The sequence below is a fragment of the Streptomyces sp. NPDC001536 genome (genome assembly GCF_042894505.1).
Lineage (GTDB): Bacteria > Actinomycetota > Actinomycetes > Streptomycetales > Streptomycetaceae > Streptomyces.
On record NZ_JBIAVQ010000004.1, the window covers coordinates 459,261 to 484,626 of the forward strand.

The window sequence follows — 25,366 nt, forward strand, 5'->3', positions numbered from 1 at the left end:
GTCGAGCGTACCGAAATAACGTAACCGAGTTAAATTTTTTACCGAGCCTCGCTCATGCGAACCGCGGCAACCCCGCCTCCAGCACATCGAAGGCCCGCCCCGCGGCGGCGACCGCATCCACCCGTACGACGTCGGCGTCCTCGCCACCGGTGATCCGCCGCCAGTTCTCCTGAGCCAACACCCGCCGCACCGCGACGATCTGCCCGGCGGCGAGCCGCGCGTCCAGATCACCCCCGAGCGCCTCGGCGAGGGCCTCCTCGGAGCGCTCAAGATGGGCGTACATGCGGGCGACGAGCGCCGGGGTGCCGTACAGCAGGTCGTAGAGGGCGAGCACGGCGGGATGATCACTGAGCCCGGTGATGGGATCCGCCCGCTCGATCCCGTCGAGGAAGTCCCGCCGGAGGGAAACAAGCGGCGCGACGTCCGGGGCTTCCCGTACAACCCGCGCGGCCTCGTCCTCGTGATCGGCGATGCGGTAGAAGACGAGGTCTTCCTTGGTCGGGAAGTACCGGAAGAGCGTCGGCTTCGAGATCTCGGCCGCGGCGGCGATCTCGGCGACGGAGACCGCGTCGTAGCCCTTCTCCAGGAAGAGGCGGATCGCGGTTTCGGAGAGGGTCTCGTACATCCGCTGCTTCTTGCGTTCGCGCAGGCCGGGTTCTGGCATGGGCATGAGCCTATGCAAACTGCAGGTATGTGGTGCGCTGCCAGCGCACCAGCGCTGTCATGATCTGCGACGGCGTGGGCACCGCCGCCAGCCCGAGTGGCTCGGCTCCGGCGGCCAGAATGCCCTGGAGCCTGCGGACCGCCCCGGGCAACATGGTCCAGTTGAACTTCGGTCCCTCACCCAGCGACAGCGACGTGCGGATGACGTCCGTGAAGAGCGACTGCGCCCTCTTGAAGGCAAGGAGTCGCGGCAGGTCCTCGGCCCAGCCGTACGAACTGCCGGGGCGAACCCGTTCCACGACCCGGCACCACTCCATGACCATGGAGCGTTCCTGATCGGCCGGGTATCGCATCAGGTACAGATGAGTGGCGAGGTCGTACAGCGGGTCACCGAGCAGCGCCAGTTCCCAGTCGATCGCCCACAGACGTCCCCCGGAGTCGATCACGAGGTTCTCGCGGTGCAGATCCCCGTGCAATAAGCAGAAGGGCCGCTCCTTCAGCCCAGCCGCGCGCTTCCTGAGGATGGTGAACGATTCGCTGCCCACACCGAGCTCCTGGAAGAGCCTTCCGAAACTCGGCAGGTTCGCGTAGTAAACCCGCTGCTCCATGAAGTCGATCAGACTCTCCAGGAATCTGTCCGTGTCACCGTCCTCGGCATGGTCATCAAGCGCGCAGCGCCGTTCCACGCACAGCGCATCCGGGGTGATGCGCACCATCTCCCAGAAGAGTTCGACAAGCTGGCCGAAGGCCGATCCGGGAACCCGGCGGTTCCACAGGAGACTCCGCCCGAGAGTCTTCCCCTCGATGAAGCCCTGCATATCCATGCCGGCGACATCGAAGACGTCGGGAATACAGTCGATCCGCCCCTGCAGCGCACGTAACAGTTGCTCTTCCGACCTGAAGCACCTGCGGTCGAACCACAGGATCCCGTCCCGCATTTCCCGGACCTTGACCCGCCGCGTCCCTCCCGGCAACCGGACCACATAGGTCTCGTGGTGATAGCCCCGCAGCGGCCCCATGACCACTTCACCGAAAGCCGTCACCTCATCGGCACGCTGCCGGCTCACCGATCGAACGGGCTCCGGGTTCATGGGCGGCGGCCCCCTTCTCCCCCATCTCGTCGAGCAATGGAGCGTACGCCCCCAGCACGACCTCCGCCCCGGCATCCCGCAACCGTTGCCGTTTGGGCTCGTTCCTGCCGTACCCGATGAACCGGACGCCCGCGTGCCGGGCGGCTTCGAGATCCGTCGGCGTGTCCCCGATCATCACGGCTTTCGTCGGACTCATATCAAGGCTTCGCAGAGCGCGAAGGACGACATGCGGATGCGGTTTCATCAAGTCGGGGTCCGAGGAACGACCGTGAATCGCCGTGAACTGGTCCCTCATCCCCCAGTCCCGAAGATAGCGGTCGGCAGCGCGCGGGGAGTTGTTGGTGACCACGGCAAGCCGGAGACCGTTCTTCCGCAGCCTGTGGATCAGTTCCTTCGCACCGGGCGTGGGCAGGGCCTGGCCGGCGGCCGTCACCTCGCGCCGGCTCACGTGCTCTTCCATGGCACGCACCAACTGATCACGCTTCGGACGTGCCCGGTGCACGGCCTGGAGAACGACATGCGGGTCCTTGTTCCGCTGCTCACCCGCCGTCAACAGATGCGTTGCGCCCTCCCGGGCGAGCATGCCCCTGAGTTCGTCGGCGACAGGCCGCGACGACTCGTCCGGGAAGAGCCGGCAGATCGGCCCGTCGAAGTCGAACAGGACTCCATGGATCCCTGAGAGAAGGGGTCGGCCACCGCTCTTCGTTCCGGCCTCAACAGCCATTCCGTTCCAAGCCCTCCAGTAGCTCCCCCATGTCGACAACCGGCTCCCGTACCGGCACTGAGCGCAGTCTCCAAGCGGTCCCTCTGGGCTGATCGACGTGCGGGCACCGGTCCGTCGACTTACGGCGGTGCCGAGCGAAGAGGCGGCCAATACCTCCGGTTCCACTTGCGCTGTCCTCGGCATGCCACTGACGCAGCGCCTCCGCGGCAGTTGGTGCGTCCACTGGCTCTCCCGGCAGTCCAAGGGGGGCCCAAGCCCGGCTCAGAGCACGGCACACCCGCTCCGCCCCTTGCTCGAAGTCCTCAGCAGCGGCATCAGCGGGGAGAGCGAGTGCGGCCCGCATCACGTCGGGGTAGATCGACTGCACGTATTCGAAGTCGAGGTAGCCGACGAGGTCACGGTCCATGCCCTTCGTCGCATCCGCCCGGTCCATCCTTCTCATCGCGTCGGACCAGAGCCCGATCATGAGCTCACGCTCATGATCGTCGTAGTCCATACGCACCAGGTGGGTCGCCAGGTCGTGCAGCGGGTCCCCGTACAGGGCCAACTCCCAGTCGATGACACAGAGTTTCCCGCCGGCGTCCAACGGTGTCACCACCACATTGGCCCGATGGATGTCCGTGTGCAGAAGCGCGAAAGGCCGTGGCGTGAGCTCCGGCCAGAAGCTCTTGAACCGCCCGATCGCGTCGTACGGCACGCCCACCGCATCGAAGAGCCGTCCGAAACGCAGACGATTGGCCTGGTGGACCCGCTCCTCGGTGAAGTCTGCCAGTCGGTGTAGAAAGCCGGTGCTGTCTCTGTCTACGGGCCAATCAGCCGGAAGCGGCGGCAGGACCTCCTCCGGCAGGGCGGCGAGCCGGGCGAAGATGTCGGCCAATGCCTCCAGCCGCGGGCGGCCGATCGGCCCTTTGGGCGTCTCCTCGGCCAGCGCCTGGCCCGCAAGGTACGCCTGCAAGGACCAGGCCCCGAAATCGGCCAGGCAACGGGGAACCTCGACCACCCCGGAGCTCACCGCTCGCAGCACTTCCGACTCGCGCCATATCCGTGGGACGACCTCCACCGACTTGAGGGGAACCCGGAACTTGGCGTGCGCCTCCCCGGAGTCGATGTCCAGCAGATAGGCGAGCGGCTTCCCCAACGGCAGGATGAGATTGCTGTTGTGGTGGCCGACGACCAAGTCGCCTCCGGGGCGACGTCGTTGCAGCTCCGCGAAGACGCGCACCAGTACCTGGTGTGCTCTGCGGGGCAGGGGAGGCGACATGGCGGCAGAGCGTAGCGGTTCGAGTGATCCTTCTCACGGATAGCCACTATTTGGACACCTTCCCGCCAAGGACGACAGAGGGTGTTTTCCCTGCTGGTCGCCCGCTGAGCCGGTCGGAACTAAGCGCTCAGATTCCAGCGACTGTCGAACCATTCTCGATAATCGCCGAACTGTGAAACGTCATCCGCACCCGCGACACGTCTCTCGTAGTGATGCAGATTGACTCCGGCGCCCTTGACGTCGACCGCCCGGCTGACGATGGTGCCGTCGTCGAGCCTGATCGGGCCCACGACCGGGGAGTACAGTCCCACCAGCGCGTGAACGTCGTTGAGCAGGATCAACTTGAAGTCGGGGCTCCGTTGCATGCGGCGGATGAGGAGCTTCACCTCGACGCCCGCGTCCTCCAACTCCTTGCAGAAGTCGCCCATCTCAGCCGTGTGCCGCCGGACCCTGTTGCGCCAGCGCAGCCTGACACGGTCGTCCTTCGGATCCAGCGCCCGCGGGTATTCGAGGGGCGTGTCCTCGGACGGCAGCAGCATCCGCACCGTCACCCGCGCCGGCTTGATCTTGCCGGCCGTGACCAGCTCGGTCTGCGACCGGAAGTGCCCTATGAACGTCTCGGCGGTGAGCGCCACCAGATCCAGCGAGACCTCCGGCTCCCTGAAGGCCTTGCCCATGTACTCGTAAAGGGTGGGGCGCGCCTGCGGGTCGTCCGCCTCGGAGTCATTGGTGGTCGGGAGCGCAATCACCCGAGTGCCGCTTCCTCGCACGGAAACGAGGAACCCCTTGTCCCCGAGGTCCTTCAACACCTTCTGCACGACATCCCGGGACACCTGAAGGTCTTTCACGAGGTCGCGCTGGGCCGGCAGCATGTCGCCGACCCGGTAGGTCCCGTCGGTCAACCGCAGCCACAGGGCGTTGTGGACACGACTGTAGATCCGGCCACCGGCCTCGCGATGCTTCGGAGTACTCACATGCCGAACGTACCGCTTTCCGACCGCCGCAACACCGGATCCGACCAATAAACCTCATCTTTGGCTAGATAGTTAACCGATCAAGGACCAGGGGAACAGTCAACTTACAGGCCAATTCATCCAATTGGTCGAAGAGTTGACAGGACCTGGGGGGCACCGTGAAGGCCAAAGAGGAGCTTGGACTCCTGGGGGGCATAGCGTTGATCATCGTGGAGGCGGCAGTGCAGGGCGCCTACGGGGCCTTCGGGGCCGTGGGCTTCCTGCTCCTGGTGGTCGGGCTGAAGGCCGCCAACTCCACCTGCGCGGCGACGGGAGCCGTGATGCTGGTCCTCCTCATGACGCAGGCCTAGGGGCACAGTCGACCAGCGCGTCAACCCTGGGCACGCACTGCCGTCAACAGTGGTTCCAGCGAGTCCAGGATGTTCTCCGGACGCACCCCCGCGTCCAGCAGAGCCTGCCTCTTGCCGGGCTTACGCGCGTAGCCCAGAAACCGAACACCGGCGGCACGTGCGGCGAGAAAGTCGGAATCGCTGTCCCCGATCATCAACGAGGACGCAGGTGCCGCCCCCATCGCGCGCAGAGCGCGGTACAGGGTTGCCGGGTGCGGCTTGAGGTGGTGCAACTCGTCCGCCACCCGCCCATAGATGTGGGGAGCGAAGCAGGAGAGAAGTTTCCTGCGCCCCAGGTAGTCGGCCACCGTGCGAGCCGAGTTGTTCGTGACGATGGCCAGCCGCGCGCCGACGGCCACCCAGGTCTGGATCAGCACGTCCACATGCGGTGTCGGGTACGCGTCCTTGGCAGCCCGTAATTCCTCTCGGGTGAGGTGCGCTTCGAGACCGATGACCAGGTCACTTCCGGAATACCGCGCGGCGAACGTGCCCAGCACACCATGGGGGTCCCGACTGAAACGTTCCTGCTCGGTGAGCAGTCCGTCCCGCCCCTGCACCTCCAGCCATTTCACCTGAGCCTCGGCTATGTCCGCGGCCGAGTAGCCGGCGAACAGCTGACAGATCGGCCCGTCGAAATCGAAGAGGACATGGCGTGTCCGAGCGACCTGCTCCCGCAGGCTCTCGATCGGATCCGTCACCACGTCGGTCTGTCCCGTCTCAGCAGCCACCAACCGAGTGTCGGGCAACGCGCGATCGTTGCCCAGATGGCATCGAACCGTTTCTGGTTCTGGTCGCCCGGAAGCGTCCGTCCGCTGCCGCCACCGCATCAACGACCCTACGCCCGGGCCGCGTTCGAGTGCGTGGCGCGCCCCGGTGCCATCTGCGTCGTATCAGAGGTCACTAGGAGAGTGTCAGGTCCGTCGTGATGGTTTCCCAGAGGGCGTCGAACCACTTCTGGGATTCCTCCACGAACGCCCCGTCCCGCTGGCTGGCCGCTTTCACGAAGGAGAAGAGGACGGACTGGGAGCCCAGGGCGTCGTACATCTCCAGGGTCTGGCTCTCGTACTCCTCCTCGCGCTTCTCCAGCATGTAGTAGCCGAGCAGGACTTCTTCCTCGTTGAGCAGGTACATCTTCACCGGCGGGGTGAAGGGCAGGGCGCGGAAGGTGATCTGGACGTCGATGCCGTGGGTGGAGCGGACGGCGTTGAGGTTGTACTTGAGGACGTGGGCCTGGGCGTTGCGCATCTCCAGCCAACGCTCATGGACCGGGTTCTCCTCGCTGTCCTGGTCGATCAGTACCGGGAAGGCGAGGTTGATGTCCCGGGACGGCAGCAGGACGCGGAAGTTGATCGACTCGGGGCGGATCCTGCCCTCGTGGATCCGGCGGAGTGAATCGCCGAGAGCCAGCATCAGGGTCTCGGAGGTGTGACTCACCACGTCCACGCGCACGTGCTTCGCCGTGAAGGCCTCCGACAGCCGCGGCGCCAGGCCCACCATGGTCGGCTGCGGCGCGCCCCGGACCGGCGCCGGCTCCGCGATCCGCGGCGGGCTCCCCTTGCTGACATTGCTGAGCAGCCCGTCCTCCTGGAGGGCGCGCAGGGCCTGGCGGACGGCGCCGCGTTCGACGCCGAACTCCTCTGCCAACTCGGCCTGGGTGGGCAGCCGGTCCCCCGCCTTGAGGTCACCGGCACGGATACGTTCCCGCAGGATGTCGGCGATCTCCTGGGGCGAGAGCCTTCTGCTGCCGTTCACTGCCACGTTCTCCTGGGTCACGACCAAACGCTACAACTCCTATCCATCTATGGGGAGTTGTTTGGAAGTTGTTTCGGACTAGGGGCCAAGTGGGGACAAGTATTACTGAGATGGTTGCCAACTTCGCCAAGTTGGCGGAAGTTTTGCCTCCTTGTCGCCCAACCCCCCGCATCCGTCCGCCCCGGACGCCCGCCTCACGCCCGAAGGGGGAACACCGTGCCAGCTCTCTACCTCCTCTCCGCCATCCTCGTCACCGGCCTGGAGCAGACCGTCCAGTGGAAGTACGGCGTCACCGGCATCATCGGTCTGCTGATGCTCACCATCGGTGTCAGGGCCAAGAGCCCGGCCCTGAGCTCCATCGGGGCCGTCGTGCTCGCCCTGCTGGTCGCGGGGCCCGCCCTATGAAAGACAGGCGCCGCCCGGATCCGCCACTGTGGGAGACCTTCAGCTCGTGAGCGTCAGCTCCGAACTGATCGTCTCCCACAGTGCGTTGAACCACAGGTGGGACTGCTCGACGAAGGTGGTGTCCCGCAGGCCGGCGCCCTGGTCGAAGGCGAACAGCATCGACTGGGTGCCCTCGGCGTCGTACATCTGAAGGAACTCGTGGTCGATCTGCTCCTCGCGCCGGGTGAGGGTGTAGTACGCGAACAGGGCCTCCGTGTTGTTGAGCAGGTACAGCTTCACCGGCGGGGTGAAGGGCAGGGCGCGGAAGGTGACCTTGACGTCGATGCCGTGGGTGGCGCGCAACGCCAGCAGGTTGTGCTTCAGCACCTGCCCCTGGGCGTTGCGCTGGGCCAGCCAGCGGCGCTGGAGCCGGCCGTCCTCCGAGGGGTCCACGGGGGTCGGGAAGGCGAGGTCGATCTCACGGCTCGGCAGCAGGACGCGGACGTCGACCTTGGCCGGTTTCAGCTGTCCGGCGTGAATCTGGCGCAGTGGTTCGCCGAGGGCGAGGTTGAAGGAGACCGAGGTCAGGCAGAGCGCGTCGATCTCGACATGCGAGGTCGCGAAGGCGGCGGCGACGCGCGGGCCGAGGGCCACCATCGTGGGCAGCGGCGGGGCTCCGGGGCCGGTCAGCGCCCTGCCGAGGTCGGGGGCGACGGTCGCCGGGCTGCCCTTGGAGACGTTGGTGAGCAGCTGCTCGGACTGCAGGATGCGCAGGGCCTGGCGGACCGCCCCGCGCTCCACACCGAACTCGTCGGCCAGCCTGGCCTGAGTGGGCATGCGCTGACCCGGCCGCAGCTCACCGGACCGGATCCGGGAACGCAGCTCGTCGGCCACCTCGCGATGTGATGGGTGTGGCCGCTGTGACCTCTCCCGTCCATTGACGGAGGCGTGTTTCGGGTCCACGACCAAACACTACAACTTCCCGCCATCTTTGGGCAGTTCACGGGAAGGTGGTTATGAGACGCATCCAAGCGGAGATAAGTACAGTGAAGTTGGTCGCCAACTTGCAGAACATGGTCAAACTTCAAAGAGGTTGGCGACATCAGACACCAGGGGGGATCGTCATGCCGCTTGCCATCGCCATCGCCGCCCTCGCCATCGGATTCGAGCAGCTCATCCAGTGGAAGTGGGGGCCGATGGGCATCATCGCCTTCGTCCTTCTCACCGTCGGCATCAAGGCAAAGAGCACCATGGTCGGCGGCATCGGAGCGGCGATCCTCGTGATGCTGCTCGCCCAGTCCGGCTGAGCGGACCGCCCAAGTCCGCGCAGTCGGCCGATCGGGCTCCCTTCCGGAGGGGAGCCGGGAGCCCGGTCGGTCAGCACAGCCACAACTCCACACCGACAACTGAACACCGCTGCGCACAGCCACAACTCAAGAGCTACAGCTACGGATCAGTACCAAGTCCCTGTCACCGGCGGGAGGGAGACATCAGAACATGTCCGGGCACCACGGCCGCCCGGACGTACGCAGCAGGGCGTCGGCCATTCGGGCGGCGCCCGCTCGTTCTTCCCGGACCCGACCGAGCGCGGCAAGCCGTACGGCGGACTCGTCACCGAGCCACAGGGTGGCCAAGTCCGCGACGTCCAGGGTGAGTTCGGCGCTCCGCGTCGTCGCCGTACAGGTCGCCCGGCCGTCCTCCGCCGCCTCCAGCCGATAGCGCCCGCCGGCCAGACCGGCCCCGTCGACGACCTCCAGGACCAAGGCCCCCGCCCTGTCGTACGTACGCGCCTCCAGAGCCCGTACGACGTCCAGGATCCGTACCCACAGCCAGTCCGCGTGTGTGGTGATCCGGGCGGCGCGCGGGTCGGGCAGGAAGAACGGCAGCAGGTCGTCGGGCCCGCGCCAGCCGCTGCGCACCGTCGTGACCCAGTCGATCGAGCAGAGATGACGCCACAGGGCGCGCTCGGCGGCGGCGGTCGTGGCGATCAGCCACCTCACCTTGGCCGTCTCGGCCGGCTGCTTGTCCTCCCAGTGGTCGTCGCACTTGTACGCCGCCATGCCCTCGACCTCGCCGGTGGACGAGCGGTACACGGCGTAGAAGGGCTCGACCCAGGGAGCGCGGTCCAGATGCACGGCCCCGGTCTCGATCTCCCACCATCGCCGTGTACGGCTGACCGCGCCGGGTTGGCCGCGACGCAGCCGCTCATGCAGTTCCGGGCCGAGCTTGCGTACGTCCTCCCGGTCCACGAGGTCGATACGGGCGCCGCCCTCGGGCCCCGACCAGCGGGCGTCCAGACCGGCGCGCGGCACGTCCACCGTCCACTCGGTCATCCAGGTGGCGGGACCGAAGCCGTAGCGGCCGTAGATCGGGTACTCGGCGGAGATCAGCGTGGCGACGACGTCCCCGCGCTCCTTCGCCGCGCCGAGGTCCTCGGCCATCATGCGGGTCAGGATGCCGCGTCGGCGGTGGGTGGCCGTCACGCTGACGTTCGTGACGGCGTCGGCGGGGACGGTCGCGCCGCCGACGGCCGTGAGCCGCTGCTCGAAGGACCGGAACGTCGCCACGCACCGTCCGCCGTCGAAGGCGCCCAGCGTCCGGGACGGTTCGATGTAGCTGCCGCGGTCCGCGATCTCGTCCTCGGTGACTCCGGGACTGCGCAGAAAGCCGGTGTTCAGAGCGCGGATCCAGTCGGGGATCTCGTCCTCGCGGATCGGCCGGACGTCGATGTCGGGGCGCGGGCGGGTCATGGAGCCACGGTAGATCTACGACGATGAGCTGTCGCGACGTTTTCTGCCGCTCCCCAGGGCCCGCTTCCCAGGGCCCGCTTCCCCAGGGGGATCGCCCCCCTCCTCACATCAGCAAGTCCTCCACCTGCGCCTCCCCCTCCCGGTACCGCCGGGCGATCTCCGCGCTGCAGTCGTCCGTCGTGCGCTGGAGGCGCTGGCGGCGGCGGGAGACCTGCTGTTCGTAGCGGACGAGGCGGGCCATCGCGGCGTTGAGTTCGAGGTCGGTGCGGGCCTGGAGGTCCGAGAGTTCGACCTCGGCGAGCATCTCGGCGGCCAGGCGGCGGTACTCCTCGCTGTGAGGCGTGCCCAGCGTCACATGGCGGGCCGAGGAACGCTGGCGGGCCGGGGCGTCCGCGAGGATCTCGGAGAGGCGCTCCACCACCGAGCCCTCCCCCGCCGGCGAGCGGCGTGCCAGCTCCGCGCGCAGGATGTCGATACGGCCCTGGAGCAGCCGCCGTACATAGCTGAGGTCCGCCTCGTCGCGCTGGGCGTCCCGGCGCAGGGTGCGCAGCTCGGGCAGACTCAGCGGGGCCAGGTCGTGCTCGGACGGGTCCGCGGGCAGCCGCGGCTCCTCCGTACGCTGCGCGGGCGGCCGGACAACAGCCCCGGGCGGCTGTCCGATGCTCGGTGTGCTCATGTGCCTCAACCGTCCCCTCGACCGGGCGTGTATGAGCATCGTGCCACCCCAAGTGGCCGCTATGTGACCGAGTGCCCCCGATCGGCCCCAGATGGGGGGTTATCGATCAAAAAGAAACCCGAGGAAAGGTCACTCCGGCCCACGCGGCATGATGGTCCTATGCGTGCAGTGGTTCAGAGAGTCGACGGCGCGAGCGTCGTCGTCGAGGGTGAGACCGTCGGGGAGATCGTCGGCGAGGGGCTCTGCGTCCTCGTGGGGGTCACCCACGAGGACACCAAGGAGAAGGCCGCCCAACTCGCCCGCAAACTCTGGTCGATCCGCATGCTGCACGACGAGAAGTCATGCAGCGACATCGACGCCCCGCTCCTGGTGATCAGCCAGTTCACCCTGTACGGAGACGCCCGCAAGGGCCGCCGCCCCACCTGGAACGCCGCCGCACCCGGCGACGTGGCCGAGCCGCTCGTCGACGAGGTCGTGGCCCAACTCCGCGCACTGGGTGCGACGGTGGCGACGGGCCGCTTCGGCGCGCAGATGCGGGTGTCGCTGACGAACGACGGCCCCTTCACCGTGCTCGTGGAGATCTAGCCCCACAGCCCCACAGCTCCACGGCTCCGCGGCCCTCAACTCCACAGCCCCTCAGGGCTCGACCACGACCTCCTGTGCCGCCGCCGTCGTGTCCGCCACCAGTCGTGCGTCCACCGGTACGTTCCGCTTCACCAGGGCGAGGGCGACCGGGCCGAGTTCGTGGTGGCGTACGGACGTCGTGATGAAGCCGATCTTGCGGCCGTCGGGGCCGTCGTCCGCGAGGTGGATCTGGGTGCCGGCCGGCGGCAGGTGGACCTCGCTGCCGTCGAGGTGGAGGAAGACGAGGCGGCGCGGGGGCTTGCCCAGGTTCTGGACGCGGGCGACCGTCTCCTGGCCGCGGTAGCAGCCCTTCTGGAGATGCACCGCCGTGCCGATCCAGCCCAGCTCGTGCGGGATGGTGCGGTGGTCGGTCTCGAAACCGAGGCGCGGACGGTGCTGCTCGACGCGCAGCGCCTCGTAGGCCAGCAGACCGGCCGCCGGGCCCGCCTTCTCGGCGTACGACTCCAGGTCCGCGCGCGGCAGGAACAGATCACGGCCGTACGCCGTCTCGCGGACGACGACACCCATCGGCACCGGGGCGATCGAACCGGCCGGCAGATGGACGAGCGCGATGTCGGCGGTGCGGTCGGCGACCTCGACCCGGTAGAAGAACTTCATCGACTCCAGGTAGGCGAGCAGCGCCTCCTGGGTGCCGGGTTCCACGTGGATCCAGACCGTCACGCCGTCGTCCACCAGGTACAGCGCGTGCTCGATGTGGCCGTTGGCGGACAGCACCAGCGCCTCGGTGGCCTCGCCCACGGGCAGCTCGGAGACGTGTTGCGTGAGCAGCAGATGCAGCCAGCTCAGCCGGTCCTCGCCGGTGACGGTGAGGACACCGCGGTGGGAGAGGTCGACGAATCCGGTGCCGTCGGCGAGGGCGCGCTGTTCGCGGAACAGGTCGCCGTAGTGGGCGGCGACGCCTTCGTCCACGCCCTCGGCGGGGACGGCGCCGGGCAGGGACAGCAGAGGGCTCTTCATATGCCTAAGCCTACGACTCGGTAGTTGAATTCTTGAGCGAGCTCTTCCGCACACAGTCCTCACAGCGGCCGAAGATCGCGAAGTGCTTCATGTCGGTCTCGAACCCGAAGGTGTCCCGCAGCTTCGTGGTGAACTCGGCGGCCACCTTGATGTCCGCCTCGATGACGTTCTCGCAGTCGCGGCAGACCAGGTGGATGTGGTGGTGGCGGTCCGCGAGATGGTACGTCGGTGCCCCGTGCCCCAGATGGGCATGGCTGACCAGACCGAGCTCCTCCAGGAGCTCCAGGGTCCGGTAGACCGTGGAAATGTTGACCCCCGACGCCGTCTTCTTCACTTCCGTGAGGATGTCGTCGGGGGTCGCGTGCTCAAGGGTGTCCACGGCTTCGAGCACAAGCTGCCGTTGCGGGGTCAGCCGGTAACCGCGCTGCCGCAGATCACTCTTCCAGTCGGTGCTCACCACACCGACGAGTCTAGGCCTACTTGCGCGAAGGCTTACTTGAAGAAGGCGATACCGTCGTCCGGCATATCGTCCGGCAGGGCCTTGGCCCAGCGCTCGACGTCCTCCGGGGTGACGACCTTCTTCAGGTGCGCGGACATGTAGGGGCGCAGCTCGACCTCGGGGGTCTGCTTCTCGCCGACCCACATCAGGTCGCTCTTGACGTAGCCGTACAGACGCTTGCCGCCGGTGTACGGGCCGGAGGCCGCCGTACGCGCCACCGCGTCCGTGACCAGGTCGATCTGCGGCTTCTGCTTCGCCAGCTCGCCGTACCAGATCTCCACGACGCCGTCGTCACGGACCATCGTGACCTCGACCTTGCGGTCGGCGTCGACGCGCCAGAAGCCGTGCTCGGACTCCAGGGGACGGACCTTGTTCCCGTCGTTGTCCAGAACCCAGGTGTGGGACCGGTACTCCAGGAAGTCCCGGCCGTCGTGCGAGAAGGTGACCTCCTGCCCGAAGTTGCACTTCTCGGAGCCGGGGAAGTCGTGCACGCCCGCGCCGGCCCAGTTGCCGAGCAGGAAGACGAGCGGGACGAGGTCCTTGTGGAGGTCGGACGGGATCTCGATCATGAGAGGCGGTTCCTAGGTCTGGGTCAGCGCTGGCCCTGGTACAGCTTCTTCACCGTCAGCCCGGCGAAGGCGAGGACGCCGACGCAGACCAGGGCGAGCAGGACTTCGAAGAAAACCTCAAGCACGTGGTGCTCCTACGGTGAGCGAGGGTGGGCGGTACACAGGCCGGGCCCCAGCTTAGTCGGCCGGGGCCCTGCCTTCGCTGCGAGGTACGCCTCAGCCGAGCAGCTGGCTCTGCAGCACCACCGTCTGCTGGAACGGCACGGCCGCGGCGCCGCCCTTCCTGGACTGGACGACCAGCGCGAGGACGTCACCGGAGACGAGGTAGGCCTGGCGGACGTGCGCGGCGCCGTAGGGCTTGGTCTCGGTGTAGGCGTAGCGGTTGACGTTCTCCACCGCGGCCTTCACCGGGAAGTCCTCGTCCGTGAGGCTCTGAGTGGCGCCCTTCAGGGCGTACGGGGGCGCCATGACGCTGGAGAAGTAGCTCTGCTCGAGGTTCTCGGCGACCACGGCCGTGTCGAACTGCAGCAGGTAGATCCGGGTACGTGTGCCGTCCGCCGTGGTCCAGCCGCGGGCGGCGATGTGCCGCAGCCCGTGGTCGGTCAGCAGCGTCCCGACCGTCTCCCGCTCCCCCTTCGACTCGTACGCCGTCAGGAAGTCCTTCGTCGCCAGCCAGCCGTCCTTCCCGTCGAGCGCCTTGTCGGCCTTGGCGCCCTCGGGCGCGGGCACCAGGAGCTCCCGCAGGTCGGCGTAGTGCGAGCCTGCCGTGTTCGCCTCGGCGAAGGGGCCCGGGCTGCCGGAGGGCAGCGGCGGCTTGACGATCTGCGGGTACTGCCAGCGCCCGTCCGACTCGGTGGCGAGCCCGGGTACGTCCGTCCGCTCCATCCGGGTGATGCCGTACGCCGTCCCCGCGCCCGCCACGGCGAAGACCACGACGGCGGCGGTCCAGCGCAGTACGGCCCGCAGCACCCGGCGGTCCTTCGGCGCCGCCGGAGTCACGGGCTGCGCGGGCGCCTCGGGCAGGGGCGGCACCACGAGGTCCCGCTGTTCGGTCTGCTCGGTCATACCGCCTCCCCCGGCTCTGCGATGCGGTCGAGCTGCTCGGCGAGAAGCATCGCGATTGACTTGGTGTCGAGTGACTTGACGCCGTCGGCGGTGGCGCTGATCAGGATGTCGCCCTGGTAGGCGGAGCAGAACATCATGTCCAGGTCCTCGTCCGCGTCCTTGGGCGGCAGGAAGCACTTGGCGTTCTTGAAGCCCTTGATCTTCGGGCCCTCGCGGAAGATGTCCAGGGCGTCGAGGAAGGCGTTCTGGGACGTCGAGATGTCCTTGGCGGCGGCTCGCCGCTCCATCCGGGACAGCGTGATGCTGACCGCGGAGGCGCCCTTTCCGCTGGCGTTGCTGCCCGTCGTGCTGACGTAGCTGCGCATCGCCATACCCGTGATGCGCTGCTTGTCGATCTCCTTCTCCAGCTGCCGGCGCTGGGTGCGGGGCAGGCCGCTCAGGGACTCCTTGCGCAGGGCGGTCGCCTGGGCGCCGCTGAGTTCGGCGTCGGAGCCGAACTCCGCGAGGTCCGGGCCCCGGTTCCAGCCGTCGGTCCCGTACGGCACGAGCACCCCGGCGAGCCCCTTGGCGGTGGCCGCCCTCACCTCGTCCGCCTGGGCCTTCGGGAACTTCCAGCGCGGGGCACCTGCGTCCCGGTCGGCGCCGTCCACGGTCACGACGGTGTGGCCGACACCGGCCACGACGGCACCGGTCAGCAGCACGGAGCCGGCGATCGCCGCGATACGGCCACGGCGGACGGGCTTCTTGGCAGGGCGGGCGGGGGCCTCGTCGGGGACGGGGCTCTGGAGGGTTTCGGGAGTCTCGGCGCTCCGGAGGGTTTCGGGAGTCTCGGCGCTCTCGGGAATGTCGCTCACAGCCGCTCCATCTGCCGCTCGGCCAGGTCCATGATCTTCTTCTTGGTGATCGGCTTGGTGTCGTAGACCCAGACCTCCACGGCGATGTCACCGCGCCAGGCGTGCGCCTCCGCGCTGTAGAGCGGCAGGTAGCCGGGCTCGGTCTCCGGCTCGTTGTGGACGTACGCCATCCCGTCCTCGGTGCCGGGAACGACCCAGCTGTCGGTGTCGTCCTCGTCCTCCGCCCAGTACTGGGCGTCACCCGCGGCACGGTCGGCCGCCGCGTACTCCTCCTGCCGGTACTGGATCAGCCGGATCGTCACCGAGACGTCGCCGCTCTCCCAGCCGGTGACGGCCGCGCGCCGGAACTCGTCGTGGACGAGGTCGCCGAAGGCACCGCCCGGCTTCTCGAAGGCGTCGGCGTAGGAGGCCAGGCTCATCCAGCCGTCGCTGTCACCCAGCCAGTCGGCCTTCTTCGCCCCGCTCGGCTTCTTCAGCAGCAGCTTGCGCAGATCGCCGTCGACCTTGACGTGCCGGTCCTGCGCGGCCGACAGCGGCTCCACCTCGCCCTTGGCCTGCTTGACCACGGGCTGGGACAGCGACGGCAGCCTCGTGGGCTCGCGGTCGGCCTGGACGAGGAAGCCGGTGCAGGTGCCGAGGACGGCGGCCGCGGCGATGAGGAGGGTGGTGCGGCCGCGGCGGCGCGGACGGGGCGCTTCGGACACCTCCGCCTCTACCGGTACTTCATGAACTTCAGGTACTTCCAAGACGTCCCCCCACAGAACGTGAAGTGCGCATTCCGTATGCGCGCACAGGAGACTCACCGCCGATGACCTGGGTTGTAGGCGTGATGATTACGATTCAGCCATGGCGAAGAAGCTCGTGATCAAGGTGACGGCGGGGGCCGATGCCCCCGAGCGCTGCTCGCAGGCGTTCACGGTGGCGGCGGTGGCCGTGGCCAGCGGCGTGGAGGTCTCCCTGTGGCTGACCGGCGAGTCCGCGTGGTTCGCCCTGCCGGGCCGCGCCGCCGAGTTCGAACTGCCCCACGCGGCCCCGCTTCCCGACCTGATCGACTCGATCCTGACCGGCGGCACCCTGACGCTGTGCACCCAGTGCGCGGCCCGCCGGGACATCACGGAGAAGGACGTCATCGAGGGCGTACGGATCGCCGGGGCACAGGTGTTCGTCCAGGAGGCACTGGGGGACGGGACGCAGGCGCTGGTCTACTGAGCCGTCCGGACCCACAGACAGAACGGATGGCCCGCCGGGTCGAAGAGCACCCGGACGTCGTCCTGCGGCTGGTGGTCGGCCAGCCGCGCCCCCTCCGCCACGGCCCGCGCGGTCTCGGTGCGCAGGTCGTCGACCTCGATGTCGAGGTGCGCCATCATCTGCTGCTCGCCGGGTCTGCGGGTGGGCCAGACCGGCGGCACGTACTCGGGCTCGGTCTGGAAGGACAGGCCCGTGCCGCCGCCGGGCGGGCCGATGGTCAGCCAGTCGGGCTCCTCGGTCCGAACGACGAAGCCGAGCAGGCGCATGTAGAAGTCGGCGAGCCGGTGCGCATCCGGTGCGTCGAGCACGACGGCCGACAGCTTCGTGGGCGACATGCGGGCCTTCCTATCGCGGCCGCTTCTTCCCGTCCAGTTCGTCCCACCACTCGTCCGACGTGGGGTCACCGGACGGGTCGTCCCACCAACGGTCGTCGGGGCCGCGGCGGTTGGCGACCATCGCGGCGACCGGGGGGATCAGCATGGCGACCACGCACATGCCGACGGCCACGGGGATCGACCAGAGGCGTACGACTCCCCAGGCCAGGACGAAGAGGAAGACGCAGGTCCCCATCATGGCGAAGTAGATGTGCCGTCGCCGTGCGTACATACGTCCAGAGTAGGTCCGCGCATGCCGAAGGGCCGCACCCACCTGGGGGTGCGGCCCTTCGGATGTGCTGCGGTGCCTCAGACGGCGATCGCGACCTCCGCGAGGCCGCCCTGCTGGGCGACGACCGTGCGGTCGGCGGTGCCGCCGGGGACCAAGGCGCGGAGGGTCCAGGTGCCCTCGGCCGCGTAGAAGCGGAACTGGCCCGTCGCCGAGGTCGGGACCTCGGCGGTGAACTCGCCGGTCGAGTCCAGGAGGCGGACGTAGCCCACCACCGGCTCGCCGTCGCGGGTCACCTGGCCCTGGATCGTGGTCTCACCGGGCTTGATCGTCGAGGCGTCCGGGCCGCCGGCCTTCGCTCCACACATGTCTTTCTCCAAAGAGGGGTCTGACCGGAAGGAAGGCCGGTCGGGTCGGGCTTGGTTTCTTACTTGTTGGCGCCGAGCTCGATCGGAACGCCGACCAGGCTGCCGTACTCGGTCCAGGAACCGTCGTAGTTCTTGACGTTCTCGACACCGAGCAGCTCGTGCAGGACGAACCAGGTCAGGGCCGAGCGCTCACCGATGCGGCAGTAGGCGATGGTGTCCTTGGCCAGGTCCACCTGCTCCTCGGCGTAGAGCTCCTTGAGCTCGTCGTCCGACTTGAAGGTGCCGTCGTCGTTGGCGTTCTTCGACCACGGGATGTTGCGGGCGGACGGGACGTGGCCCGGACGCTGCGACTGCTCCTGCGGAAGGTGCGCCGGGGCGAGCAGCTTGCCGCTGAACTCGTCGGGCGAACGCACGTCGACCAGGTTCTGCGAACCGATCGCCGCCACGACGTCGTCGCGGAAGGCGCGGATCGCGGTGTTCTGGGGCTTGGCCTTGTAGTCGGTGGTGGCCCGCTCCGGGACCTCCTCGACCAGCTCGCGGGCGTCCAGCTCCCACTTCTTGCGGCCACCGTCGAGCAGCTTGACGTTCTCGTGGCCGTACAGCTTGAAGTACCAGTAGGCGTAGGACGCGAACCAGTTGTTGTTGCCGCCGTAGAGGATCACCAGCGTGTCGTTGGCGATGCCCTTCGCCGACAGGAGCTTCTCGAAGCCCTCCTGGTCGATGAAGTCACGGCGGACCGGGTCCTGCAGGTCCTTCGTCCAGTCGATGCGGATCGCGTTCTTGATGTGGTTCTTCTCGTAGGCGGACGTGTCTTCGTCCACCTCCACGATCGCGATGTTCGCGTTGTCGAGGTTGGCCTCGACCCAGTCGGCGTCGACCAGGACGTCGCTGCGGCTCATGCTCTTTCTCCTCCGGGGCAGTTACGGCGGGGCGTGCGGATTGCCTCCGGCGGTTCGGCCGGGGGCGCGCAGGGGTGATCCCTGGCTGCACAGGGCAGGCGTCGGGGAACGCGGCAGTAGAGAACGGCCGCTCAGAAGGGGCGACAGAGCATGGCGGCGACGCGGCACAGGTCTACTGCCCGCCGCTTCGTGAGATCCGCCTGTCGCTTCATGCGGTCGATCGTAGGGACGGACAGCCGGGCATGTCACCGGTGTGTCGTATTTTGAGACGCGATCGTCCGGGATATGGGATCGGAGCACCGCCCGAGCCGTGTTCGCACGGCTTCCGGGCGCCGGTGGCCGTCGTCACATCTGCGGCGCGGACGGCCCGTCTCGCCCCTCGGACAGTTCCTGTCCGCCGAAGGCCGTCCTACCCGGCCAGCTTGACGTTCGAACCCTTCACCGTCACCTCGACACCGTTCGGCGCCGCCTCGACCTTGTCGAGCTGGATCCCGCCGGGCAGGTCGTCGATCCTCTGCTCGAAGTCGGTGATCGAGCGGACCTTGCCCTCCGCGACCTCGACGACCAGGTTCGGCAGGTTGTCCGCGTGCACCTTCACGGTGTCGCCGTCGACGGTGACCGTGCTGAGCACCGGGTACGTCGTCTCCTTGCCCAGGGCCGTGACCTTGACGTTCACCTTGATCTTGCCGTTGCCGCCGTCGGAGAGGCCGACGACCTCGGACATCACCCCGGGGAAGATCTCCGTCGGTTCGGACTTGGCGGCCTTGAGCAGCTCGGCGTAGGAGATGGTCGCGGTGCCGTCGGCGGTGGCGGCGGTCGCGGAGCTGTAGTCGCCGGAGAAGTCGACGCCCTTGAAGTTCGCCTTGATCTCGTCGATACGGATCCTGTCGCCCGTGGCGCCGGCGGCGGCCTCGTAGTCCTTGATGCCCACCTCGGTGTCGTCCAGCTCACCGGAGGCGACCTGGGTGAGGAAGGGGAAGCCCTTGATGGACACGTCGGGGGTGGAGGAGAGGTTCTCGGTGGTCTTGAGCTTGTCCGCGACCTCGCCCTCCGCGAGGTGGACCGCGACGCGGTCGGCGATCACGAAGAGACCGCCCAGAATGACGACGACGATCAGAAGTATTCGCAGTGCGCGCATTCTTTGGTGTTCCCCCACCTAGGCGGTCTACGTCCGGGTGTCACCGTAACTCCGGCCGGAGCGCGGACCAGCGGTTTGTCGATCACCTGTGACAAGGCGGGCCAGGGCTTTACCCGAGCGCCCGCCCCAGCAGGTACACGGCCGGTGCCGCGGCGGCCAGCGGCAGGGCCACACCCGCCGTGAAGTGCACGAAGCGCGACGGGTAGTCGTAGCTCGCGACCCGGTGGCCGATCAGCGCGCACACCCCCGCGCCCGCGCCCAGCAGCGCACCCTCCGCGCCCAGGTCCGTCATCCCGCCCACCGCGATGCCCGCGCCCGCGGCGGCGAGCAGCGAGACCACCACCGAGGCCGGCGTCGGCAGCGGCAGCGCGCGGGCCAGGACGGCGACCGCGACCGAGGCCGCGCCGACCGTCACCGCGTCCGCGGCGGCCGCGAGATAGCCGGACGCGATGATCGCCAGGGCCGCCGAGGCGACGGTGGCCATCAGGCCGTACATCCGGGTGTCGGGGTCGGCGTGCGAACGCAGCTGGAGGACCAGGGAGAGCAGTACCCACACGCCCAGCGTCCCGAGGATCGCGGAGGGCGCGTGGTCGGACGCCAGCAGCGCCGCGTCCGCGACGAGCGCGCCCAGGAACGCCAGCGCGATGCCCTGCCGGGCGGGCCACATGCCGTTCAGCCGGAACCAGCCGGCCGCCGTCACGGCCTGCAGGACGACGAGCGGGAGCAGCAGGGCGTACGACCCGACGGCCGCCGTGCCGGCGAGCAGCAGACCGAGGAGCGCGGTGAGCGCGGCGGGCTGCATGCCGGGTTCGATGATCGGGGAGCGGCCCTCCAGCCGGGCGCGCTGGGCGTCGGTGATGCGGGTGTTGCCGCCGAGGCTGGGGGGACCGTAGTCGGCGGTGGCGGGAGCCTGTGCGGGGGCCGCCACGGGGGCCGGCGGCTCGGCGTACGCCTGCTGCGGCAGGTACGAGGTGTCCGCGGCCGGCGCGACCGGCGCCTGGACCTGCGTCTCCCAGGTCTGGCCCTGCCACTGCTGGGTGTACTGCTGGGCGGCCTGCGGGTCCTCGTACCCCTGCTGCTGCCCGGGCCAGGCCTGCTGCTGAGGCTGGGGCTGCTGCCAGTACGGGTCGTACCCCTGCTGGTACTGCCCCTCATACGGCTGGTCGGTCATCGTCACCCTCCTGCGAACGGCGGGAGCACCTCGACCGTGCCGCCGTCGGCCAGCCGTACCGTCTCATGTCCGCGGGTGCCCACGGGGTCACCGTCGATGAGGAACGAGCATCGCCGCAGGACGCGCGTGAGTTCGCCGGGGTGTCGTCCGCGCACCGCGTCGAGCGCCTCGGCGAGCGTGTCCGCGTCGTACGCCTCCTCGGCGACTCCGGCCGCGGACTTGGCGGCGGCCCAGTAGCGGACCGTGACCTTGGGCATCCGGTTCCTCAATCAATCGGCTGTGTACACGGTCAGGCTAGCCGCCCTGGGCGACGGCCCAGTCCCCGATGCGGCCCAGCAGCTCGTCCGGCGCCGCGTTCTCGGCGTGGCCCATGCCGCGCTCCAGCCAGAGTTCGCCGTGGTCACCGGCGGCCGCGGCGAGCATGCGGGGGTGGTCGAGGGGGAAGTAGCCGTCGCGGTCCCCGTGCACGATGAGAAGAGGGATGGGGGCGATCTGCGGGACGGCCTCCACGGGGGACAGCGGGACGGGGTCCCAGTCCCGGTGGTGGATCCTCGTCCGCAGGCCGTAGCGGCCCACCAGACGGCCCTCGGGTCGGGTTATCAGCCAGTGGACCCTTCGCATAGGGGCCGTGCCGCGGTAGTACCAGCGAGCCGGTGCACTCACCGAAACCACCGCGTCCGAGTGCGCTTCCGTGCGCCCCTCGCGCCCCGAGCCGGCGTCCTGACCGTCCCGCCGGTACAGGGCCGCGTGCCGCAGCACCACAGAACCGCCCATGGAGAAGCCGACCGTCACCACGCGCGTGTGCCCGAACGACCGGGCCCACTCCACCGCGGCCGCCAGATCGAGCACCTCGCGGTCCCCCACCGTGGAGCGTCCGCCGGAGGCCCCGTGGCCGCGGAAGGAGAACGTGACCACGGCCCCGTACTGCGTGAACGCCTCCGCCACCCGGCGAACATGAGGACGATCCGCGTCGCCGGTGAAACCGTGCGCGACGACGAACACCAGACCACGCGCGGATGAAGCGGAGGTGTTGTATACGACGGCCGGCGGATCGTATACGGAATCGATCGTCACACCGTCGGTGGTGTGCAGAAACGTCCGTATAGGTGTGCCTCTGTTCGTCTCAGAGTGCGGAATCGGGGTGGATCGCACCACACGACCTGCCGGATCAATGCGCATGTGGGCTATTCTCCTCAACAGAGGACTCGGGCAATGCAGCCCCCGGGTCCTTTTGTGCTTTCGGATCACCTGTATACGAAAGCTACGACCTCGCCGGGACCGAGGAGGAACCAGCCGTATGAGTTCTCTGCTGCTCCTGACCAATGCCCTCCAGCCGTCGACGGAGGTGCTGCCCGCTCTCGGCCTGCTCCTGCACAACGTGCGAGTGGCCCCCGCAGAAGGCCCCGCCCTCGTCGACACCCCTGGTGCCGACGTCATCCTCATCGACGGCCGCCGTGATCTGCCACAGGTCCGCAGCCTGTGCCAGCTCCTGCGCTCCACCGGGCCGGGCTGTCCGCTCATCCTCGTCGTCACCGAGGGCGGCCTCGCCGCCGTCACCGCCGACTGGGGCATCGACGACGTCCTGCTCGACACCGCCGGACCGGCCGAGGTCGAGGCGCGACTGCGCCTCGCCATGGGCCGGCAGCAGATCGTCAACGACGACTCCCCCATGGAGATCCGCAACGGCGACCTCTCGGTCGACGAGGCGACCTACAGCGCCAAGCTGAAGGGCCGGGTCCTCGACCTGACCTTCAAGGAGTTCGAGCTCCTCAAATACCTGGCCCAGCACCCGGGCCGCGTCTTCACGCGCGCCCAGCTGCTCCAGGAGGTCTGGGGCTACGACTACTTCGGTGGCACCCGGACCGTGGACGTGCACGTACGGCGTCTGCGGGCCAAGCTCGGCCCCGAGCACGAGTCGCTCATCGGAACCGTCCGGAACGTCGGTTATCGATTCGTTACGCCGGAGAAGGGTGGGGCCGTCTCGGACGAGGCAAAGTCCAAGAGCGCCCAGCCAAAGCCGGAGGATGCGGACGAGACGGCCGCCCTGGACGCGGCCGAGGTCAGTGCCGACGTATAGCGGACTTCGGAAACGCTCAGGCGGGGTACAGGGAAGCCCCTTCACGCCCTGCCCAGAGCGGGTCCATCCGCGTAGACTCCGCGCGTGGCCAAGGTAACCAGGGATGATGTGGCGCGGCTGGCGGGGACGTCCACCGCCGTCGTCAGCTATGTCATCAACAACGGACCCCGGCCGGTTGCCCCGGCCACGCGCGAGCGTGTCCTCGCCGCGATCAAGGAACTGGGCTACCGGCCCGACCGGGTCGCCCAGGCGATGGCGTCCCGACGCACGGATCTCATAGGCCTGATCGTGCCGGACGCGCGCCAGCCCTTCTTCGGGGAGATGGCGCACGCGGTCGAACAGGCCGCGTCCGAGCGCGGAAAGATGGTCCTGGTCGGCAACTCCGACTACATCGCCGAGCGCGAGGTCCACTATCTGCGGGCCTTCCTCGGAATGCGGGTCTCCGGGCTGATCCTGGTCAGCCACGCACTGAACGACAACGCCGCCGCCGAGATCGACGCCTGGGACGCCCGGGTGGTGCTGCTGCACGAGCGGCCCGAGGCGATCGACGACGTCGCGGTGGTCACGGACGACCTCGGCGGCGCCGAGCTCGCCACCCGCCATCTCCTGGAGCACGGCTACGCGTACGTCGCCTGTATGGGCGGCACCGCCGAGACCCCCTCCGTCGGTGACCCGGTCTCCGACCACGTCGAGGGCTGGCGGCGCGTGATGGACGAGGCGGGGATCTCCACCGAGGGACGGCTCTTCGAGGCGCCGTACAACCGCTACGACGCGTATCAGGTGGCGCTGGGTGTGCTGTCGGGCCCCGAGCGTCCGCCCGCGATCTTCTGCTCCACCGACGACCAGGCGATCGGCGTGCTGCGCGCGGCGCGCGAGCTGCGTATCGATGTGCCGGGTGAGCTCGCGGTGATCGGCTTCGACGACATCAAGGAAGCGGCGCTGGCGGATCCGCCGATGACAACGATCGCTTCGGACCGGTCGGCGATGGCGCGGGCGGCGGTGGATCTGGTGCTGGACGACGGGCTGCGGGTGGCGGGGTCGCGTCGGGAGCGGTTGAAGGTGTTTCCGTCGCGGTTGGTCGTACGACGCTCCTGTGGCTGTGCATGAGGCTCCGCGAGCCTTCATGAGGCTTGTCTGAGAAGGCTGCGCCCCCTCCCAGTTCCGGCTTTATATCGGGCGAACGAGGTTCTGGCGGCGTTCTCAGGGAGCACTCAGGGAGCTCTCATGGTGGGGCGCCAAGCTCATTGCCATGACCGAGAGCTTCCGCCGCGACGGCGAGTACGAGCAGTACGCGAACCCTTACCAGGGCGCCCAGCAGCACGCCTCCTCCCCCGTGAACCCGGAGTGGCCGCCCCCGCCGGCGCAGCCGCCCGCGGCCCCCGCCTACACCACGTCCGCTGACGGCGGCGGTACCGCTCTTCTCACCGCGGCCCCCGCGCCGAAGAAGCGGACCCGGGGTCCCCTCGCCCTTCTCGCCGCCGTCGCGATCGTCGCCGCGGCGATCGGCGGCGGTACGGCGTACGGCATCCAGGAGCTCACCGGGAACGACACGGTCACCTCCAGCAGCACCAGCACCAACGTCGTCCCGTCCTCCGCCAAGGGCACGGTCTCCGGGGTCGCCAAGGCGGTCAGCCCGAGCATCGTCGAGATCAACGCGACGCTGAGCAACGGTTCCTCCACCGGCTCCGGTGTGATCATCACCAGCGACGGCGAGATCATCACCAACAACCACGTCATATCCGGAGCCTCCTCGATCAAGGTCTCGACGAGCGACGGCAAGGAGTACACGGCGAAGGTCGTCGGCACCGACAGCGCCAAGGACCTCGCCCTGATCAAGCTGGAGAACGCCTCCGGCCTCAAGCCCGCGACCCTCGGCGACTCCGCCGGCGTCCAGGTCGGCGACGAGGTCGTGGCGATCGGCTCCCCCGAGGGCCTGACCGGCACCGTCACCAGCGGCATCGTCTCGGCGCTCGACCGCGACGTGACCGTCTCGACCGACGAGAACCAGGGCCAGGGCGGCAACGGCGGCGGCCAGTGGCCGTTCGAGTTCGGCGGTCAGCAGTTCAACGGCGACACCGGGTCGTCGACGACGACGTACAAGGCGCTCCAGACGGACGCGTCCCTCAACCCCGGCAACTCCGGCGGTGCGCTCATCGACATGAACGGCAACATCATCGGGATCAACTCGGCGATGTACTCGGCCGCGGACGCCACCTCCTCGTCCAGCGCCGGCAGCGTGGGCCTCGGCTTCGCCATCCCGATCAACACCGTCAAGTCCGACCTGGCCGAGCTGCGGGCCGGCGGCAGCGACAACTGAACCACCTCCGACCAGTAGGGAGTACGTCATGATCAAGCAGGTTTCCCACCCGGTGACCGGCGACGACCCGGCCGGCTTCGCCCTCGCGCTGGCGGTGGCGTACGAGCTCAACGCGCCGGCCCCGGCGGTCCGGGCCCCCGAGATCTCGACCGCTGCCGCCCGGCACGCGGCCAGGGTCGCCCGGCGTCGTACGGTGCGCGGCTGATCCCCACCGTGCTCGACCTGACCACCCGGAAACATGCGAGGCTGAGAGCGACCCAGCCACGCCCCACCGCACCCCGAGGAACCGCGA

General features: G+C 68.6%; 34 protein-coding genes. 9 read left to right on the plus strand and 25 right to left on the minus strand.

Features of this window, described 5'->3' with window-relative positions; translation table 11 throughout:
- Positions 1–52: 52 nt before the first annotated feature.
- The 5 genes from ACFY0U_RS15015 to ACFY0U_RS15035 form a co-directional block, all read right to left on the minus strand.
- On the minus strand, positions 53–664 hold the full coding sequence (locus ACFY0U_RS15015) for a TetR/AcrR family transcriptional regulator (RefSeq protein WP_388635190.1): 612 nt from the start codon (positions 662–664) through the stop codon (positions 53–55).
- Between the two features lie 10 nt (positions 665–674).
- Positions 675–1,754 carry a phosphotransferase family protein gene (locus tag ACFY0U_RS15020; protein ID WP_388635192.1) on the minus strand — a complete coding sequence of 360 codons (1,080 nt, stop codon included), beginning with the start codon at positions 1,752–1,754 and terminating at the stop codon, positions 675–677.
- Positions 1,708–2,478 (minus strand): HAD family hydrolase, encoded by a 771-nt coding sequence (locus ACFY0U_RS15025; RefSeq protein ID WP_388635194.1) that lies wholly within the window; start codon positions 2,476–2,478, stop codon positions 1,708–1,710. Before ACFY0U_RS15025 ends, ACFY0U_RS15020 begins: the two co-directional genes overlap by 47 nt.
- Positions 2,468–3,700, minus strand: a complete 1,233-nt coding sequence (locus ACFY0U_RS15030) for a phosphotransferase family protein (protein WP_388635196.1) — start codon at positions 3,698–3,700, stop codon at positions 2,468–2,470. The genes ACFY0U_RS15025 and ACFY0U_RS15030 overlap by 11 nt, the downstream gene beginning before the upstream one ends.
- 158 nt (positions 3,701–3,858) lie before the next feature.
- Entirely contained in the window at positions 3,859–4,713 is an 855-nt protein-coding gene (locus ACFY0U_RS15035; RefSeq protein WP_388635198.1) for a winged helix-turn-helix domain-containing protein, read from the minus strand.
- A 209-nt stretch (positions 4,714–4,922) separates the two neighbouring features.
- On the opposite strand from ACFY0U_RS15035, the gene ACFY0U_RS15040 reads away from it, so the two are divergent.
- A complete protein-coding gene (locus ACFY0U_RS15040; protein ID WP_388635200.1) occupies positions 4,923–5,063 on the plus strand; it encodes a hypothetical protein in 141 nt (46 codons plus the stop codon).
- Positions 5,064–5,083: 20 nt separating this feature from the next.
- Here the strand turns inward: ACFY0U_RS15040 and ACFY0U_RS15045 are convergent, their stop codons facing one another.
- Both ACFY0U_RS15045 and ACFY0U_RS15050 read right to left on the minus strand, forming a co-directional pair.
- Entirely contained in the window at positions 5,084–5,830 is a 747-nt protein-coding gene (locus ACFY0U_RS15045; protein ID WP_388635202.1) for an HAD family hydrolase, read from the minus strand.
- A 172-nt stretch (positions 5,831–6,002) separates the two neighbouring features.
- Entirely contained in the window at positions 6,003–6,881 is an 879-nt protein-coding gene (locus ACFY0U_RS15050) for a GntR family transcriptional regulator (RefSeq protein WP_388635204.1), read from the minus strand.
- Positions 6,882–7,070: 189 nt separating this feature from the next.
- On the opposite strand from ACFY0U_RS15050, the gene ACFY0U_RS15055 reads away from it, so the two are divergent.
- Positions 7,071–7,259, plus strand: coding sequence for a hypothetical protein (locus ACFY0U_RS15055; RefSeq protein ID WP_388635206.1), 189 nt, complete (start codon positions 7,071–7,073; stop codon positions 7,257–7,259).
- A 39-nt stretch (positions 7,260–7,298) separates the two neighbouring features.
- Here ACFY0U_RS15055 and ACFY0U_RS15060 read toward each other — a convergent pair whose 3' ends face one another.
- The gene (locus ACFY0U_RS15060) at positions 7,299–8,207 is read right to left on the minus strand and encodes a winged helix-turn-helix domain-containing protein (protein ID WP_388635208.1); all 909 of its coding nucleotides are present in this window, start codon (positions 8,205–8,207) and stop codon (positions 7,299–7,301) included.
- Positions 8,208–8,362: 155 nt separating this feature from the next.
- Here ACFY0U_RS15060 and ACFY0U_RS15065 point away from each other — a divergent pair, with 155 nt between their 5' ends.
- The gene (locus ACFY0U_RS15065) at positions 8,363–8,545 is read left to right on the plus strand and encodes a hypothetical protein (RefSeq protein WP_388635210.1); all 183 of its coding nucleotides are present in this window, start codon (positions 8,363–8,365) and stop codon (positions 8,543–8,545) included.
- Positions 8,546–8,728: 183 nt separating this feature from the next.
- Here the strand turns inward: ACFY0U_RS15065 and ACFY0U_RS15070 are convergent, their stop codons facing one another.
- Positions 8,729–9,988, minus strand: coding sequence for a GNAT family N-acetyltransferase (locus ACFY0U_RS15070; protein ID WP_388635212.1), 1,260 nt, complete (start codon positions 9,986–9,988; stop codon positions 8,729–8,731).
- Positions 9,989–10,091: 103 nt separating this feature from the next.
- Positions 10,092–10,664, minus strand: a complete 573-nt coding sequence (locus ACFY0U_RS15075; protein ID WP_388635214.1) for an aerial mycelium formation protein — start codon at positions 10,662–10,664, stop codon at positions 10,092–10,094.
- Positions 10,665–10,823: 159 nt separating this feature from the next.
- Between ACFY0U_RS15075 and dtd the strand changes: the two genes are divergently transcribed.
- Positions 10,824–11,249 (plus strand): D-aminoacyl-tRNA deacylase, encoded by a 426-nt coding sequence (gene dtd, locus ACFY0U_RS15080; protein WP_266825332.1) that lies wholly within the window; start codon positions 10,824–10,826, stop codon positions 11,247–11,249.
- Positions 11,250–11,300: 51 nt separating this feature from the next.
- Here the strand turns inward: dtd and ACFY0U_RS15085 are convergent, their stop codons facing one another.
- The 6 genes from ACFY0U_RS15085 to ACFY0U_RS15110 all read right to left on the minus strand — a co-directional run bounded on the left by ACFY0U_RS15085 (position 11,301) and on the right by ACFY0U_RS15110 (position 15,957).
- Positions 11,301–12,266 (minus strand): YgfZ/GcvT domain-containing protein, encoded by a 966-nt coding sequence (locus ACFY0U_RS15085; RefSeq protein ID WP_388635216.1) that lies wholly within the window; start codon positions 12,264–12,266, stop codon positions 11,301–11,303.
- 10 nt (positions 12,267–12,276) lie between these two features.
- The gene (locus ACFY0U_RS15090; protein ID WP_388635218.1) at positions 12,277–12,726 is read right to left on the minus strand and encodes a Fur family transcriptional regulator; all 450 of its coding nucleotides are present in this window, start codon (positions 12,724–12,726) and stop codon (positions 12,277–12,279) included.
- Positions 12,727–12,758: 32 nt separating this feature from the next.
- Positions 12,759–13,334, minus strand: coding sequence for an FABP family protein (locus ACFY0U_RS15095; RefSeq protein WP_266825326.1), 576 nt, complete (start codon positions 13,332–13,334; stop codon positions 12,759–12,761).
- A 216-nt stretch (positions 13,335–13,550) separates the two neighbouring features.
- On the minus strand, positions 13,551–14,399 hold the full coding sequence (locus tag ACFY0U_RS15100; protein ID WP_388635220.1) for a hypothetical protein: 849 nt from the start codon (positions 14,397–14,399) through the stop codon (positions 13,551–13,553).
- Positions 14,396–15,253: a hypothetical protein gene (locus ACFY0U_RS15105; RefSeq protein WP_388635222.1), complete on the minus strand. Its 858-nt coding sequence runs from the start codon at positions 15,251–15,253 to the stop codon at positions 14,396–14,398. Before ACFY0U_RS15105 ends, ACFY0U_RS15100 begins: the two co-directional genes overlap by 4 nt.
- A complete protein-coding gene (locus tag ACFY0U_RS15110) occupies positions 15,250–15,957 on the minus strand; it encodes a hypothetical protein (RefSeq protein ID WP_388635224.1) in 708 nt (235 codons plus the stop codon). The genes ACFY0U_RS15105 and ACFY0U_RS15110 overlap by 4 nt, the downstream gene beginning before the upstream one ends.
- 142 nt (positions 15,958–16,099) lie before the next feature.
- On the opposite strand from ACFY0U_RS15110, the gene ACFY0U_RS15115 reads away from it, so the two are divergent.
- A complete protein-coding gene (locus tag ACFY0U_RS15115) occupies positions 16,100–16,462 on the plus strand; it encodes a DsrE family protein (protein ID WP_388635226.1) in 363 nt (120 codons plus the stop codon).
- On the opposite strand, the gene ACFY0U_RS15120 is transcribed toward ACFY0U_RS15115, so the two are convergent.
- The 9 genes from ACFY0U_RS15120 to ACFY0U_RS15160 all read right to left on the minus strand — a co-directional run bounded on the left by ACFY0U_RS15120 (position 16,456) and on the right by ACFY0U_RS15160 (position 21,859).
- Complete coding sequence (locus ACFY0U_RS15120) at positions 16,456–16,836, minus strand: VOC family protein (protein WP_388635228.1); 381 nt, start codon at positions 16,834–16,836, stop codon at positions 16,456–16,458. The genes ACFY0U_RS15115 and ACFY0U_RS15120 overlap by 7 nt on opposite strands.
- A 10-nt stretch (positions 16,837–16,846) precedes the next feature.
- Positions 16,847–17,107, minus strand: coding sequence for a DUF3099 domain-containing protein (locus ACFY0U_RS15125; protein WP_388635230.1), 261 nt, complete (start codon positions 17,105–17,107; stop codon positions 16,847–16,849).
- 77 nt (positions 17,108–17,184) lie between these two features.
- On the minus strand, positions 17,185–17,472 hold the full coding sequence (locus ACFY0U_RS15130; RefSeq protein ID WP_266825316.1) for a DUF1416 domain-containing protein: 288 nt from the start codon (positions 17,470–17,472) through the stop codon (positions 17,185–17,187).
- A gap of 59 nt (positions 17,473–17,531) precedes the next feature.
- Entirely contained in the window at positions 17,532–18,371 is an 840-nt protein-coding gene (locus tag ACFY0U_RS15135; RefSeq protein ID WP_388635232.1) for a sulfurtransferase, read from the minus strand.
- 131 nt (positions 18,372–18,502) lie between these two features.
- Positions 18,503–18,583, minus strand: coding sequence for an Ms5788A family Cys-rich leader peptide (locus ACFY0U_RS15140; protein ID WP_350751515.1), 81 nt, complete (start codon positions 18,581–18,583; stop codon positions 18,503–18,505).
- A gap of 197 nt (positions 18,584–18,780) precedes the next feature.
- On the minus strand, positions 18,781–19,509 hold the full coding sequence (locus ACFY0U_RS15145) for a DUF2993 domain-containing protein (RefSeq protein ID WP_388635234.1): 729 nt from the start codon (positions 19,507–19,509) through the stop codon (positions 18,781–18,783).
- Between the two features lie 109 nt (positions 19,510–19,618).
- Positions 19,619–20,680 (minus strand): hypothetical protein, encoded by a 1,062-nt coding sequence (locus ACFY0U_RS15150; RefSeq protein ID WP_388635236.1) that lies wholly within the window; start codon positions 20,678–20,680, stop codon positions 19,619–19,621.
- 2 nt (positions 20,681–20,682) lie between these two features.
- Entirely contained in the window at positions 20,683–20,937 is a 255-nt protein-coding gene (locus ACFY0U_RS15155) for a MoaD/ThiS family protein (protein WP_384161003.1), read from the minus strand.
- 37 nt (positions 20,938–20,974) lie between these two features.
- Positions 20,975–21,859, minus strand: a complete 885-nt coding sequence (locus ACFY0U_RS15160; RefSeq protein WP_388635238.1) for an alpha/beta hydrolase — start codon at positions 21,857–21,859, stop codon at positions 20,975–20,977.
- A 118-nt stretch (positions 21,860–21,977) separates the two neighbouring features.
- On the opposite strand from ACFY0U_RS15160, the gene ACFY0U_RS15165 reads away from it, so the two are divergent.
- From ACFY0U_RS15165 to ACFY0U_RS15180, 4 genes are all read left to right on the plus strand, one after another.
- Positions 21,978–22,757 carry a response regulator transcription factor gene (locus ACFY0U_RS15165; protein ID WP_388635240.1) on the plus strand — a complete coding sequence of 260 codons (780 nt, stop codon included), beginning with the start codon at positions 21,978–21,980 and terminating at the stop codon, positions 22,755–22,757.
- Between the two features lie 84 nt (positions 22,758–22,841).
- Positions 22,842–23,864: a LacI family DNA-binding transcriptional regulator gene (locus tag ACFY0U_RS15170; RefSeq protein ID WP_388635242.1), complete on the plus strand. Its 1,023-nt coding sequence runs from the start codon at positions 22,842–22,844 to the stop codon at positions 23,862–23,864.
- Positions 23,865–24,006: 142 nt separating this feature from the next.
- Positions 24,007–25,074 (plus strand): S1C family serine protease, encoded by a 1,068-nt coding sequence (locus ACFY0U_RS15175; protein ID WP_388635244.1) that lies wholly within the window; start codon positions 24,007–24,009, stop codon positions 25,072–25,074.
- Positions 25,075–25,102: 28 nt separating this feature from the next.
- Positions 25,103–25,279: a hypothetical protein gene (locus ACFY0U_RS15180; RefSeq protein WP_388635246.1), complete on the plus strand. Its 177-nt coding sequence runs from the start codon at positions 25,103–25,105 to the stop codon at positions 25,277–25,279.
- Positions 25,280–25,366 lie beyond the last annotated feature (87 nt).